The sequence below is a fragment of the Streptomyces sp. HUAS ZL42 genome, assembly GCF_040782645.1.
Lineage (GTDB): Bacteria > Actinomycetota > Actinomycetes > Streptomycetales > Streptomycetaceae > Streptomyces.
The window spans coordinates 4,604,166-4,618,280 of sequence record NZ_CP160403.1 but is presented as its reverse complement, the minus strand read 5'-3'; the positions used below and the strand labels follow the sequence as shown (position 1 = coordinate 4,618,280).

Sequence of the window (14,115 nt, the reverse complement as noted above, 5' to 3'; positions counted from 1 at the left end):
CGTCAACCCCAAGGTCTAGGTCAGGGCCGTAAGACGTAGAACGCCAACCCGCACATACAAGGAGCGGACAGATGCCCATCGCAACCCCCGAGGTCTACAACGAGATGCTCGACCGGGCGAAGGCAGGCAAGTTCGCCTACCCGGCCATCAACGTCACCTCGTCCCAGACCCTGCACGCGGCTCTGCGTGGCTTCGCCGAGGCCGAGAGCGACGGCATCATCCAGATCTCGACCGGTGGTGCCGAGTTCCTGGGCGGCCAGCACAGCAAGGACATGGTCACGGGTGCGGTGGCCCTGGCCGAGTTCGCGCACATCGTCGCCAAGAAGTACGACATCACGGTCGCCCTGCACACGGACCACTGCCCGAAGGACAAGCTCGACGGGTACGTACGTCCGCTGCTGGCCGTCTCCGAGGAGCGCGTCGCCCGCGGCGAGAACCCGCTGTTCCAGTCGCACATGTGGGACGGTTCCGCGGAGACCCTGGCCGACAACCTCGCGATCGCGCAGGAGCTGCTGGCCCGCGCCGCCGCCGCGAAGATCATCCTCGAGGTGGAGATCACCCCGACCGGTGGCGAGGAGGACGGCGTCTCCCACGAGATCAACGACTCCCTGTACACGACGGTCGACGACGCGATCCGCACGGCCGAGGCGCTCGGCCTCGGTGAGAAGGGCCGCTACCTGCTCGCCGCGTCCTTCGGCAACGTCCACGGTGTCTACAAGCCGGGCAACGTCGTCCTCCGCCCCGAGCTGCTGAAGGAGCTCAACGAGGGCGTGGCCGCCAAGTTCGGCAAGGCCGCGTCTCCCGGTCCCTTCGACTTCGTCTTCCACGGCGGCTCCGGCTCCACCGAGCAGGAGATCGCGACCGCGCTGGAGAACGGCGTCGTGAAGATGAACATCGACACGGACACCCAGTACGCCTTCACCCGCCCGGTCGCCGACCACATGTTCAAGAACTACGACGGCGTCCTGAAGGTCGACGGCGAGGTCGGCTCCAAGAAGACCTACGACCCGCGCACCTGGGGCAAGCTGGCCGAGGCGAGCATGGCCGCGCGTGTCCTCGAGGCCTGCGCCAACCTGCGGTCCACGGGCACGAAGATCAAGTAACCGGCGGTTCACGGCGGTTTCCAGCGAGCCCGGCGCCTCGGCACCGGGCTCGCTGTATACCTGTGGTCATGCCCGACGTCCGGCTGGCCTCGCCGCAAGGCAAGTGGCTCCTGCTGACCACCGTGCTCGGCTCCAGCATGGCGATGCTGGACTCGACCGTCGTCAACGTCGCCCTCCCCCGCATCGGCCGCGACCTCGATGCGAACCTCGCCGCCCTGCAGTGGACGGTCAACGCGTACATGCTCACGCTGGCCGGTCTGATCCTCCTCGGCGGCTCCCTGGGCGACCACTACGGCCGCCGCAAGATCTTCGTCCTCGGGGTGGTGTGGTTCGCCGCGGCCTCCCTGCTGTGCGGGCTCGCCCCGAACGCGGGTGTCCTGATCGCGGCCCGGGCCCTGCAGGGCATCGGCGGCGCCCTCCTCACCCCGGGCTCCCTCGCCCTCATCCAGGCCTCCTTCCACCCCGACGACCGGGGGAGGGCCGTGGGCCTGTGGTCCGGGTTCGGCGGCATCGGCGCGGCCGTCGGCCCGTTCCTGGGCGGCTGGCTGGTGGACGGCCCGGGCTGGCGCTGGGTCTTCCTCCTCAACGTCCCGCTGGCGCTGATCTGCGTGCCGGTCGCGCTGCGGCACGTCCCCGAGTCCTCCGACAGCCGCACCCACGGCCGCTTCGACGTCCTCGGCGCGGCCCTCGGCGCGCTCGCCCTCGCCCTGGTCACGTACGCGCTGATCGAGGCCCGGAGCGGTTCGCCGGTTGTCGTCCTCACCGCGGTCATGGGCGTGGCGGCCGGGGTGGCCTTCGTGTACGTCGAGCGCCGAAGCCCCGATCCGATGCTGCCCCTCGGCATCTTCGCGTCACGCCAGTTCACCGCGGTCAACCTCGTCACGCTGTGCGTGTACGCGGCCTTCGGCGGCTTCTTCTTCCTCTCCGCGCTCCAGTTGCAGGTCGTCGCCGGATACTCCGCGCTCGGCGCGGGTACGGCACTGCTGCCGACGACCGCCCTGATGCTGCTCCTCTCCGCCCGCTCCGGCGAGCTGGCGGACCGGATCGGACCCCGGATTCCGCTCACCGTGGGCCCCCTGCTGTGCGCGGCCGGGATGCTGCTGATGCTCCGCGTGGGGCCCGACGCCTCGTACGCGGCGGACGTCCTGCCGGCCGTGCTGGTGCTGGGCCTCGGCATGGTCACGCTGGTCGCGCCCCTGACGGCGACCGTCCTCGCGTCCGTCGACGTCGCCCGGGCCGGACTGGCCAGCGGGATCAACAACGCGGCGGCCCGGGCGGCGGGGCTGGTGGCGGTGGCGGCGTTGCCGCTGGTGACCGGGATGGGGGCGGAGGCGTATCGCTCGCCGGCGGCGTTCGACGACGCGTTCGGGCAGGCGATGGTGTGGTGTGCGGGCGTGCTGGTGACGGGCGCGGGGGTGGCGTTCGCGACGGTACGGCGCCCGGGGCCGGACTGCCGACGCCCGGAGTGCAGAACCCACGGGAGCGTATTGGCGCCGCCGCTGGAGGGGGAGCGGGTGCGGGGGAGGATTTCGTAGGGGGGTCCGTCGGCCCGCGGGCAGTCGGCCCACCCAGCCGCGGGCATGCGTGCCGCCTGGGGCGATGAGGGTCCCCCGCTCGAGCGAAGCCGAGGGTGGGCACGGGAGGCACCCCGTCGGCGCGGGGTTGCGCGGCCGCGTCTGCCGCAACGCCGGGCGCCTGGTCATCGGTGCTTGCAGGCCGCAGGCACTTGTGGGTGCGGGCGGTACCCCGTTGGTGCCGGGTTGCGTGAGCCGCCCTGCGTCTGCCGCAACGCGGGGTACCTGGGGTGCTTGCAGGCCGCAGGCACTTGTGGGTGCGGGCGGTACCGCGTCGGTGCCGGGTTGCGTGAGCCGCCCTGCGTCTGCCGCAACGCGGGGTACCTGGGGTGCTTGCAGGCCGCAGGCACTTGTGGGTGCGGGCGGTACCGCGTCGGTGCCGGGTTGCGTGAGCCGCCCTGCGTCTGCCGCAACGCGGGGTACCTGGGGTGCTTGCAGGCCGCAGGCACTTGTGGGTGCGGGCGGTACCGCGTCGGTGCCGGGTTGCGTGAGCCGCCCTGGCCGGCACCAACCCTGGGCCACCTGTACACGGACGACCACGCGCCCAACGCGCCCCCGCACCCCCGGAGGACATGGCGCAGACTTGGCCTTATGACGATTCACGAAAACCTCCTCGGGGGCCCGCCCCCGACCCACCTCCCCGACGACCCGGCCCCCCGCGAGCTCCTCGCGAACGGCACGGCGCCGGCCGACGTCGCCGGCAAGTACCCGACGTCCTCGCTGGCCTGGGCGCAGCTGGCCGACGACGCGTTCGAGCGGGGCAGCGTCGTGGAGTCGTACGCCTATGCCCGTACCTGCTACCACCGCGGTCTGGACGCCCTGCGCCGCAACGGATGGAAGGGCCACGGCCCCATCCCCTGGGAGCACGAGCCGAACCGCGGCTTCCTGCGCGCCCTGCACGCCCTCGCCCGCGCCGCGCAGGCGATCGGCGAGCAGGAGGAGTACGAGCGCTGCACCCAGTTCCTGAAGGACTCCTCCCCGACGGCGGCCCAGACCCTGGGCTAGGGCCTGTCCGCCGCCGTCGTACGGGCCCGCCTGGTGTGATCAGGCGGGCCTTGCCTTTTCGGAGGACCATCGAAGAGGATTTCCAGCGGGGACCGGGGCCCCCGTGTCGGCATCGGCAGGGGCGGACCGCTACCCGGAGTACAACAGGAGACAGCGATGTCCCACGAGGCTCACGAGCCCGAGACCCCGCATCTCGACTTCCAAGGCACGACGCCGTACGAGGACTACGTCAAGGCGGACGTGCTCACCCATCTCCAGCACACCCTCTCCGACGATCCCGGAGAGATGGTCTTCCTGGTCACGACCCAGGTCATGGAGCTGTGGTTCACCGTCATCGTCCACGAGTGGGAGACCGCCGCCAGGGCCCTCCGCGAGGACCGGGTGCCGGTCGCGGTCGACGCGCTGAAGCGGTCCGTCAGGGAGCTGGAGGCGCTGAACGCCTCCTGGAAGCCGCTCGGCCGGCTCACTCCGGCCCAGTTCAACGCGTACCGCTCCGCGCTCGGCGAGGGTTCCGGCTTCCAGTCGGCGATGTACCGCCGCATGGAGTTCCTGCTCGGCGAGAAGTCCGCGTCCATGCTGGTCCCGCACCGCGGCGCGCCCCGCGTCCACGCGGAGCTGGAGAAGGCGCTGCACGAGCCGAGCCTGTACGACGAGGTGCTGCGGCTGCTGGCGAGGCGCGGGCACGCGATCCCGGACGAGGTGCTGGGGCGTGACGCGGCACTGCGCTACGAGCCCTCTGCGGAGGTCGAGGCCGCCTGGACGGCCGTCTACTCGGGGGATCCCGGTGACGAACTCGCCCGGCTCGGTGAGGCGTTGACCGATGTCGCCGAGCTGGTGTGGCGCTGGCGCAACGACCATCTCGTCGCCACCCGGCGCGCGATGGGCGCGAAGGCCGGGACGGGCGGTTCGGCCGGGGTGGCCTGGCTGGAGAAGCGCGCGCAGAAGAACGTGTTCCCCGAGCTGTGGACGGCGAGGTCCCATGTCTGAGCTCACGGTCAGGGCAGGGGAGCTCGACGCGGCCGACGAACTGGCCGGGCTGCGCAAGCAGTTCGTGCTCGACGAGGTGGTCTACCTCGACGGAAACTCGCTTGGCGCGCTGCCCGCGAACGTCCCGGGACGCGTGGCGGACGTCGTCGGCCGCCAGTGGGGTGAGCTGCGCATCCGCTCCTGGGACGAGAGCGGCTGGTGGACCGCGCCCGAGCGGATCGGTGACCGGATCGCCCCGCTGGTCGGGGCGGCGCCGGGCCAGATCGTGGTGGGCGACTCGACAAGTGTCAACGTTTTCAAGGCACTTGTGGCGGCCGTACGGATGGCGGAGTCGACCGGTTCTGGCCGGGACGAGATCCTGGTCGACGCGACGACCTTCCCCACGGACGGGTACATCGCCGAGTCGGCGGCCCGGATGACCGGCCGTACGCTGCGGCCGGTGGCACCCGGCGAGGTCCCGGAGGCGCTGGGCGACCGCACCGCGGCCGTCCTCCTCAACCATGTCGACTACCGCACGGGCCGGCTGCACGACCTGCCGTCCCTCACCGCCGCCGTGCACGCGGCGGGCGCGGTCGCGGTGTGGGACCTGTGCCACAGCGCGGGCGCGCTGCCGGTCGGGCTCGACGAGCACGGCGTCGACCTGGCGGTCGGCTGCACCTACAAGTACCTGAACGGCGGCCCGGGATCCCCGGCGTACCTGTACGTACGCCGTGACCTGCAGGAACGCTTCGACTCCCCGCTCCCCGGCTGGAACTCCCACGCCGAGCCCTTCGGTATGCGCCCCGCCTACGAACCGGCGTCCGGCGCACTGCGTGGCCGCGTCGGCACGCCGGACATCCTCTCCATGCTCGCCCTCGAGGCGGCCCTGGAGGTCTGGAACGACGTGTCGATCGAGGCCGTACGCGCCAAGTCCCTCGCGCTGACGGACTTCTTCCTGGAGTGCGTGACGCAGTACGTCCCACCGGGCCGGGTGGAGTCCCTGACCCCGGCGCCGCACCATCGGCGCGGGAGCCAGGTGGCCCTGCGCTGCGAGGACGCAGGCGACGTGATGAAACGCCTGATCGACCGAGGCGTGGTCGGCGACTTCCGCCACCCCGACGTACTGCGCTTCGGCTTCACCCCGCTGTACGTGGGCTTCGGCGACGTGGAACGCGCGGCGAGGGTGCTGGGGGAGGTGGTGGCCGGCTAGCGCCGGGCGAGGGCGGGGCGGGGTGCTTGCCCGTCCTGCAGCCGCACCGCTGGTCCGCGGGCAAGTCAGTTCCGCCGAGCCGCGGGCAGTCGTGCCTCCCCCACTGCCTTAAGGGCGTGGGAGGGTGGGCGCGGGCGGCACCCCGTCAGCGCCGGGTTGCGCGACTGCCCGGCGCCAGCCGCAGCGCCGGGTTGCGCACCCACCCGGCCGCAGCACCAGCGCACGGTCACGACGAAACGGACGTACTCAACAAACCCGCAGAACCGTTACACCTCACCGAGCGTGACATCCCCATGTCCGCCCACGTCACCGGCCTGATAGCGTCCCGGCCAACGGCCGAGCCCTCACCTGGTCAGCCACCCCCGCCCCGTCCAATTACGTTTCGTCGCTGAGAGGTTGGAGCATGCCGGACGACGCCGCAGCAGCCCGGGCCGCCGCCGAGGAGGAGTCGGCCTTCTCCCACCCGCCGGTCGACCCCGACGCCACCGCCGCCTACGGCGAGCACCCCGACCAGGTGATCGACTTCTACGCCCCCCGTGGCGAGACCGGCCCGGGCGGCGGCACCGCCCCCCTGATCGTCGTCCTGCACGGTGGCGCATGGCGTGCGCCGTACGACCGCCTGCACATCACGCCGCTCGCGGACTTCCTGGCCCGGCAGGGCTTCGCCGTGGCCAACGTCGAGTACCGACGAGGGTCGGCGGAGCCCGGGGGCCCCGGTCTCGGCCCCGTCGCAGGCCGCTGGCCGGACACCTTCGACGACGTCGCGACCGCGCTGGACGCGCTCCCCGCGCTCGTGCGGGAGGCCCTCCCGAAGGCCGACCCGCGCCGCACGGTGCTCACCGGCCACTCCGCCGGCGGCCATCTGGCCCTGTGGGCGGCGGCCCGCCATGTACTGCCCGCCGACGCCCCCTGGCGCACCACCGGCCCGGCCCCGCTGCGCGGCGTGGTCGCCCTCGCCCCGATCGCCGACTTCGCGGTCGCCGAGAAACTGGACGTCTGCGCCGGCGCCTCGCACCAACTCCTGGGCGGCGCGGAGAAGTTCGCCGAGCGCCGGCCGTACGCCGACCCGGCGCTCCTCCTGCCGACCGGCATCGCCACCACGCTGGTGCAGGGCCGTACGGACCTTGTCGTCCCGCAGGCGGTCGCCGAGTCGTACGCGGAGGCCGCGGCGAAGTCGGGCGAGGTCGTGGGCCTGACGCTCCTCGAGGACGTCGGCCACTTCCCGCTGATCGACCCGGCGGCGGACGCGTGCGCGGTGGTCGTGGAGGAGATCGCGCAGTTGGCGTGGTGAGACCGGCACTGTCATACCCGTAATGCCTGGGAGCTGCTTCGCAGGTGAGCTCCCTGGCACGACGCGGACGACACCGCCGGATCCGTCCCTCTCTCCGCCGCGGCCCGGCCGCGCATTCCCGCCCCGGCCCCCGCCGCCCTGGCCCCGCCGACGGCGGCCACGCTGGGAGCCGCGTACGCCGCCGACCGCGCCAACGCCGCGCAGGCGTCCCGTTTGGCCGCGGCCCACGGCGACGCCCACCGCGCGGCCGCGGACCAGTCGCTGGCCGCGGGGGGCGGCGCGTGCCGCACACAGGCGGCGGTGTTCGCGTACGAGTCGGGCCTGGTACGGCCGTCGGGATACTGAGCAAACCCGTAGTACCTGAGACGGATCCCGAAGGACCCGCCTCACTGGTGACGACGGCGGCCCCCTCCTCCGCCTACCGTTTCGAACGTGACCGAGACGACCCAGACGCAGCCGACGCCGCCGGACGGCGCATTCGAGCCGTACAAGCCGCGCAGTCCGGAGTTCCGGCTGGCCGCGGACGCCCTGCGCGGGCTGCGGCAGGACCTGTTCCACGAGGCCTTCGCCTACCGCCCGCTGCCCCGCAGGCGCGTGGACGGGCCGATCGCCCGTCGACTGCGCGGCCGTATGCGGGAGTACGCGGCGTGGGGCCCGCACATCGTGGTGACCGCGGTCGGCGTGCTGGCCATGCTCGTCGCGTGGGGGAGCGGCGGGAACAGCACACCTGCGATGCTGTGCGGTCTCCTGGCCCTGGCCCCGGTCCTGCTCACGCTGATCCGGCCGGTCGGAGCCTTCTGGCTGTCCTTCCTGTCGACCATGGCCGTCGCCGTCCTGGGCTCCACCTGGTCCAACTGGCCGTGGCTGCCCGGCAGTTTCGTCTCCCACCTGGTGGTGCTGACGGTCGTGGCGATACGGACCCGGCCGCGCACGGCCGCCTGGATGTGGCTGGTGACCGCGGCCTACGCCTTCGTCTCCGAGTCCTTCTTCGGTGGCGGCCACTTCTCCACCAACACCGCCCAGATGCTCTTCGTCTCCGCTTTCGCCCTCCTCGCCGTCACCGTCTGGCACATCCGCCGGGAGGCCGCGCAGGAGGTGACCGCCCAGCAGTCGGTGACCGCGCACGAACGTTCGCGGCGCACGCTGCTCGAGGAGCGCACCACGATCGCCCGCGAACTGCACGACGTGGTGGCCCACCACATGTCGGTCGTGGCCATCCAGGCGGAGGCCGCCCCCTACCGGGTGGAGAACCCGCCGGAGGAGCTGGAGCGCGCGTTCGCCACGATCCGGGAGAACGCGGTGGCCGCGCTCACCGAACTGCGCCGCGTCCTCGGCGTGGTCCGCGCCGAGGACTACGAGGCCCCGGACGCCCCGCAGCCCACCCTCGCCGACATCGACGGGCTGCTCGCCAATGTGCGGGACGCGGGCCTGAGCGTCGAGAAGGCGGTCACCGGAGCGGTGCGCGAACTGCCGCAGGGCGTGGAGCTGTCGGCGTACCGCATCGTCCAGGAGGCGCTGAGCAACACCCTGCGGCACGCGCCGGGGGCGAACGCCCGCGTCGAGATCGGGTACGTCCTCGGCGGTCTGGGCCTGCGCATAGTCAACGCCCCGCCGCCCGAGCCGTCCCTGGTGAAGCCCTCGCCGGGCGCCGGCCACGGCATCACAGGAATGCGGGAGCGTGTCTCGATGCTGAACGGCGAGATGACGGCGGGACCGGCGCAGGACGGCGGCTACGAGGTGACCGTGTTCCTGCCCGTGCCCCAGGCGAGCGAAGGTGACGCATGACGCGGGGCACGATCCGCGTACTGATCGCGGACGACCAGATGATGGTGCGCGAGGGCTTCTCGGTCCTGCTGAACGCGATGCCGGACATCGAGGTCGTCGGCGAGGCGGTCAACGGACGCGAGGCGGTGGACCGGGTCCGCGAACTCTCCCCGGACGTCGTGCTGATGGACATCCGTATGCCCGAGCTGAACGGCATCGAGGCGACCCGGGAGATCGTCGCCGCGGACAGTACGGCGAAGGTGCTGGTGCTCACCACCTTCGACCTCGACGAGTACGTGTACCAGGCGCTGCGCGCCGGAGCCTCCGGCTTCCTCCTGAAGGACGCCTCGGCCCGCCAACTCGCCGAGGGCGTGCGGGTGGTGGCGTCCGGCGAGGCCCTCCTCGCCCCCTCCGTCACCAGACGGCTGATCACCGAGTTCTCGAAGCTGTCCGAGGCCCCGCGCCTGAGCCCCACCGCCCACGCGGCGTACGGCGACCTCACCGAGCGGGAGACGGAGGTACTCGTCCTCATCGCCCAGGGCCTGTCGAACGGGGAGATAGCCGAGCACCTGGTGGTGGCCGAGTCCACGATCAAGACCCACGTCAGCCGGATCCTGGTGAAGCTGGGCCTACGGGACCGGACCCAGGCGGCGGTGTTCGCGTACGAGGCACGCCTGGTCACGCCGGGCTGAGACCCCCTGGTCAGCGAGGGGGCTGCCGGGCTAGCGTCCGGTCATGGCACCTGTTTCCGACCTCGCGTTCGACCCCTGGGACCCGGCGTTCGTCGCGGACCCGTACCCCGCCTACGCCGAGCTGCGTGGCCGGGGCCGCGTGATCTACTACGAGCCGACCGACCAGTGGCTGGTCCCGCACCACGCGGACGTCTCGGCGCTGCTGCGCGACCGCCGTCTGGGGCGGACGTACCAGCACCGGTTCACGCACGAGGACTTCGGGCGCACGGCGCCGCCGCCGGAGCACGAGCCGTTCCACGTGCTGAACGACCACGGGATGCTCGACCTGGAGCCGCCGGACCACACGCGCATCCGGCGTCTGGTGTCGAAGGCGTTCACACCGCGGACCGTGGAGCAGCTCAAGCCGTATGTGCACGGGCTGGCCGGCGAGCTGGTGTCCCGTCTGGTGGAGGCGGGCGGCGGTGATCTGCTGACGGACGTCGCGGAGCCGCTGCCGGTCGCGGTGATCGCGGAGATGCTGGGCATCCCGGAGTCCGACCGGGGCCAACTGCGCCCCTGGTCGTCGGACATCTGCGGGATGTACGAGCTGAACCCGTCGGAGGAGACGGCGGCGAAGGCGGTCCGGGCGTCGGTCGAGTTCTCCGACTACCTGCGCGAGCTGATCGCGGCCCGCCGCAAGGAGCCCGGCGAGGATCTCATCTCCGGCCTGATCGCGGCGCACGACGAGGGCGACCGCCTCACCGAGCAGGAGATGATCTCGACGGCGGTCCTGCTCCTGAACGCCGGCCACGAGGCCACCGTGAACGCCACGGTCAACGGCTGGTGGGCCCTGTTCCGCAACCCGGCCCAGCTGGCGTCCCTGCGCGAGGACCACTCCCTGATCCCTTCCGCCATCGAGGAGCTGATGCGCTACGACACCCCGCTCCAGCTCTTCGAACGCTGGGTTCTGGACGAGGTCGAGATCGACGGCACGGTGATCCCGAGGGGCGCGGAGATCGCGATGCTCTTCGGCTCCGCCAACCACGACCCGGCGGTGTTCACAAACCCCGAGAACCTGGACCTCAGCCGCAAGGACAACCCGCACATCTCCTTCAGCGCGGGCATCCACTACTGCATCGGCGCCCCGCTGGCCCGCATCGAGCTGGCGGCCTCCATGACCGCACTGCTGGAGAAGGCCCCGGCACTGAGCCTGGCGGCGGAGCCGAAGCGGAAGCCGAACTTTGTGATCCGGGGGTTGGAGGGGCTGAGCGTGGAGGTGGGGTGATCACCCGTTCGGCTGATCGGCGAGCGATTCCGATCCATGGCCGCTGGCGGCTCGTCAAGCTGGTGCCTGCCTGCGAAGGGAGGCACCATGACGGTTATGGCAGAGCGCGAGTCGTCCCAGTTGTCCGTGGATGTGTTCGAGCGGATCGCCGAATTCGCCGCCCGTGAGGACGAGACCGTCAGCTTCGAGTTCATCGGCGGACGGATCGGGGTCAAAAAGGTGACGAACGGCAGCCACGGCGAGATCGCGATGTGGTTGGTCTTTCAGTGCAAGCAAGCCCGGCCCGAACTCACCCTCTACACCGCGAACCAAGGGTTGGAGGTGGAGGCGTATCGCAAGGGTCGTGCGCGGCCCGACGCTGTGCTTGCACCAGTGGGTTACTTCAACCGCCAGGGCGACTGGGTTGACCCCGACGGCGTCCTGATGGCCGTCGAGATCACCTCGTACGACTCCGACACCCACAACCGCGACCGCGTGGAGAAACCGCGGGCATACGCCGAGGCGGGTATCCCCGTCTACTTGTTGATCGACCGCGAAAACCTCTCGATCCTGGTGCACAGCGACCCGGATCCGGAGGTCGGCTACCGCAACATCCACACCGAGAAGCTGGGCGCCGAGATCGCCCTCCCCGATCCCGTCGGCATTTCCCTCGACACCGACGAGCTCAAGCAGTACGTCGACTGACGAGCCCCCTCAGTTGGTCAGGTCCCGCCGCCGCAACCCCACCAGCCCCGCCCCCACAAGCGCCGACGCCAGCAACGTGAGGAGCACCACCGGCCCCCACGCCATCTCCGCGCCCGGCAATTTCGGCAGATGGCCGAACGGCGACAGATCCAGCACCACCTGCGGCGCATCCAAGGCCGGCCCCACCCACCCGATCAGCAGCACCGCCCCGGCCACACCCCACGCCGCCACCGCCGCCCGCGGCCACACTCCGTACAGCAGCACCGCCACCCCGCCGACGACCCACACCGCCGGCAGCTGCACCAAGGACGCCCCCAGGATCGGCCCGGCCTCCTTGCCGTAGCCGGCGGCGAGGCCCAGACCGGCCAGCAGCATGATCAGAGCGGCCCCGCCGAAGGCGATCACCAGATGGCCGGCGGCCCACCGCAGCCGCCCCACGGCGTTCGCCAGCACCGGTTCCGCCCGCCCCGAGGTCTCCTCACCGTGCAGCCGCAGGACGGACGCCACCACGTACAGGGCCGCGACCAGCCCCAGCATCGCCACCATCGAGGCGAGGAACGCGTCCGTCAGACCGCTTTGCCCGCCCATCCGCTCGAAGATCTCCCGGGCCCGTTCGTTGTCGCCGACCAGATCGGCCGCACCCTCCGTCATCCCGCCGTAGACGACACCCGCGAGGAAGAAGCCGACGCTCCAGCCGAGCACGCTGCCGCGCTGCAGCCGCCGGGCCAGCGCGCCCGCCGTGCCCAGGCGGCCGACCGCCGGTCCGGGCCGCGTCGGCAGGAAACTCATCCCGACGTCCCGGCGCCCGGCGAGCTCGTACGCCACCGCGCCCTGGACCACCGCCGCCGCGACGAACAGCAGCAGCACCCACCATCGCTCGTCCGCGAACGCCCGCAGGTTCTCCAGCCAGCCGATCGGCGACAGCCACGTCAGCACCGACGAGCCGTCGTCCGTCGCCGAGTCGCCCGCAGCCCGCAGCACGAAGGCGGCTCCGAGGACCGCCGCCGTCAGCCCGCGGGCCAGGCGCGCGCTCTCCGTCAGCTGCGCGAGGATCGCCGCCATCGTGGCGAAGACCAGGCCCACGCCCGCGATTCCGAGCCCGAAGGCCAACGCGCCCGGCGCCCCCTGTCCGGCGAGACCGGCCGTGACCAGCAGGGACAGTACGGCATTCGCGACCACCGCCGCGAGCAGCGCAGCCGTCAGCGAGGCCCTGCGGCCCACCATCCCGGACGCCAGCAGTTCCTGGCGGCCGCTCTCCTCCTCGTCCCGGGTGTGCCGTACGACGATCAGCAGACTCATCACGGCCGCGAGCGCACCCGCGTACACGCCGACCCGCCAGGCCGTGAGCGCGCCGAGCGAGTCGCCGAAGACCGGGCCGATCAGGGCCCGGAACGAGGCGTTGGTCTCCATCTGCCGCAGCAGGTCGGCCCGTTCGGCCGGGGTGCCGTACAGGCCCTTGAGCGTGTTCGGCATGGACAGGACCATCAGGGCGTTCACGCCGACCCAGATCGGGATCATCGCCCGGTCGCGTCGCAGGGCGAAGCGCAACAGGGTTCCGGTGCCGGCCAGTTGGCGGGTCCCCGCGCCCCGTACGGCGAATGCTGCGGTCACCGGGCCGCCACCTCGTCCTGGTAGTGCCGCAGGAAGAGCTCCTCCAGCGTCGGCGGCGTCGACGTCAGCGACCGCACGCCCGACTCGCTCAGCGACCGCAGTACGGCGTCGAGTTTGTCGGTGTCGACCTGGAGCCGCACGCGACGGCCCTGTACGTCGAGGTCGTGGACGCCCGGCAGGTGCCCAAGCCCGTTGGGCGGACCGGCCAGTTCGGCCGTGACGCTCGTGCGTGTCAGATGCCGCAGGTCTGTGAGGGAGCCGCTCTCGACCGTACGGCCCTTACGGATGATGCTGACCCGGTCGCAGAGTTCCTCGACCTCACTCAGGATGTGCGAGGACAGCAGGATCGTCCGGCCCCGGCTGCGCTCCTCCTCGACACACTTCTGGAAGACCTCCTCCATCAACGGGTCCAGCCCCGACGTCGGCTCGTCGAGGATCAGCAGGTCGACGTCCGAGGCGAAGGCGGCGACGAGGGCGACCTTCTGCCGGTTGCCCTTGGAGTACGTCCGGCCCTTCTTCGTCGGGTCCAGCTCGAACCGTTCGATCAGCTCGGCGCGGCGCGCCTTGTCGAGTCCGCCGCGGAGCCTGCCGTACAGGTCGATGACCTCGCCGCCCGACAGATTCCGCCACAGGGTCACGTCCCCGGGCACGTACGCGATGCGCCGATGCACCTCCACCGCGTCCGCCCACGGGTCGCGGCCCAGCACCCGCGCCGCGCCCGAATCCGCTCGCAGCAGGCCGAGCAGGACGCGGATGGTGGTGGACTTGCCGGCGCCGTTCGGGCCGAGGAACCCGTGGACCTCGCCGGACTCGACTTCGAGGTCGAGGCCGTCGAGCGCGTGCGTGCGACCGAAGGACTTGTGCAGTCCGGAGACGGTGATGGCCTTCGTCATGCCTCAGAACGTACGCTTCTTTCAGAAATTTGTGAAGTTAAGGAAGTGCATGAATCGT

13 protein-coding genes are annotated in these 14,115 nt (G+C 71.6%); 11 read left to right on the top strand and 2 right to left on the bottom strand.

Features of this window, described 5'->3' with window-relative positions; genetic code table 11:
- The first annotated feature begins 71 nt into the window (after window positions 1-71).
- The 11 genes from fbaA to ABZO29_RS21080 all read left to right on the top strand — a co-directional run bounded on the left by fbaA (window position 72) and on the right by ABZO29_RS21080 (window position 11,553).
- On the top strand, window positions 72-1,103 hold the full coding sequence (gene fbaA, locus ABZO29_RS21130; RefSeq protein WP_367321760.1) for a class II fructose-bisphosphate aldolase: 1,032 nt from the start codon (window positions 72-74) through the stop codon (window positions 1,101-1,103).
- A gap of 68 nt (window positions 1,104-1,171) precedes the next feature.
- Window positions 1,172-2,638 carry an MFS transporter gene (locus ABZO29_RS21125; protein ID WP_367321759.1) on the top strand — a complete coding sequence of 489 codons (1,467 nt, stop codon included), beginning with the start codon at window positions 1,172-1,174 and terminating at the stop codon, window positions 2,636-2,638.
- A 630-nt stretch (window positions 2,639-3,268) separates the two neighbouring features.
- The gene (locus ABZO29_RS21120) at window positions 3,269-3,682 is read left to right on the top strand and encodes a DUF3151 domain-containing protein (protein WP_367321758.1); all 414 of its coding nucleotides are present in this window, start codon (window positions 3,269-3,271) and stop codon (window positions 3,680-3,682) included.
- Window positions 3,683-3,838: 156 nt separating this feature from the next.
- On the top strand, window positions 3,839-4,669 hold the full coding sequence (locus tag ABZO29_RS21115) for a tryptophan 2,3-dioxygenase family protein (protein WP_367321757.1): 831 nt from the start codon (window positions 3,839-3,841) through the stop codon (window positions 4,667-4,669).
- Window positions 4,662-5,858 (top strand): kynureninase, encoded by a 1,197-nt coding sequence (gene kynU, locus ABZO29_RS21110; protein WP_367321756.1) that lies wholly within the window; start codon window positions 4,662-4,664, stop codon window positions 5,856-5,858. The genes ABZO29_RS21115 and kynU overlap by 8 nt, the downstream gene beginning before the upstream one ends.
- Window positions 5,859-6,261: 403 nt before the next feature.
- Window positions 6,262-7,149 (top strand): alpha/beta hydrolase, encoded by an 888-nt coding sequence (locus ABZO29_RS21105; protein ID WP_367321755.1) that lies wholly within the window; start codon window positions 6,262-6,264, stop codon window positions 7,147-7,149.
- Window positions 7,150-7,362: 213 nt separating this feature from the next.
- The gene (locus tag ABZO29_RS21100) at window positions 7,363-7,494 is read left to right on the top strand and encodes a hypothetical protein (protein WP_367321754.1); all 132 of its coding nucleotides are present in this window, start codon (window positions 7,363-7,365) and stop codon (window positions 7,492-7,494) included.
- 87 nt (window positions 7,495-7,581) lie between these two features.
- On the top strand, window positions 7,582-8,934 hold the full coding sequence (locus ABZO29_RS21095; RefSeq protein ID WP_367321753.1) for a histidine kinase: 1,353 nt from the start codon (window positions 7,582-7,584) through the stop codon (window positions 8,932-8,934).
- The gene (locus ABZO29_RS21090) at window positions 8,931-9,605 is read left to right on the top strand and encodes a response regulator (RefSeq protein ID WP_367321752.1); all 675 of its coding nucleotides are present in this window, start codon (window positions 8,931-8,933) and stop codon (window positions 9,603-9,605) included. Before ABZO29_RS21095 ends, ABZO29_RS21090 begins: the two co-directional genes overlap by 4 nt.
- A 43-nt stretch (window positions 9,606-9,648) precedes the next feature.
- On the top strand, window positions 9,649-10,869 hold the full coding sequence (locus ABZO29_RS21085) for a cytochrome P450 (protein WP_367321751.1): 1,221 nt from the start codon (window positions 9,649-9,651) through the stop codon (window positions 10,867-10,869).
- Window positions 10,870-10,956: 87 nt separating this feature from the next.
- Window positions 10,957-11,553 (top strand): Uma2 family endonuclease, encoded by a 597-nt coding sequence (locus ABZO29_RS21080; protein WP_367321750.1) that lies wholly within the window; start codon window positions 10,957-10,959, stop codon window positions 11,551-11,553.
- A 9-nt stretch (window positions 11,554-11,562) separates the two neighbouring features.
- Here the strand turns inward: ABZO29_RS21080 and ABZO29_RS21075 are convergent, their stop codons facing one another.
- Together ABZO29_RS21075 and ABZO29_RS21070 are read right to left on the bottom strand one after the other, a co-directional pair.
- On the bottom strand, window positions 11,563-13,164 hold the full coding sequence (locus ABZO29_RS21075) for an ABC transporter permease (RefSeq protein ID WP_367321749.1): 1,602 nt from the start codon (window positions 13,162-13,164) through the stop codon (window positions 11,563-11,565).
- Window positions 13,161-14,057, bottom strand: coding sequence for an ATP-binding cassette domain-containing protein (locus tag ABZO29_RS21070; RefSeq protein WP_367321748.1), 897 nt, complete (start codon window positions 14,055-14,057; stop codon window positions 13,161-13,163). The genes ABZO29_RS21075 and ABZO29_RS21070 overlap by 4 nt, the downstream gene beginning before the upstream one ends.
- Window positions 14,058-14,115 lie beyond the last annotated feature (58 nt).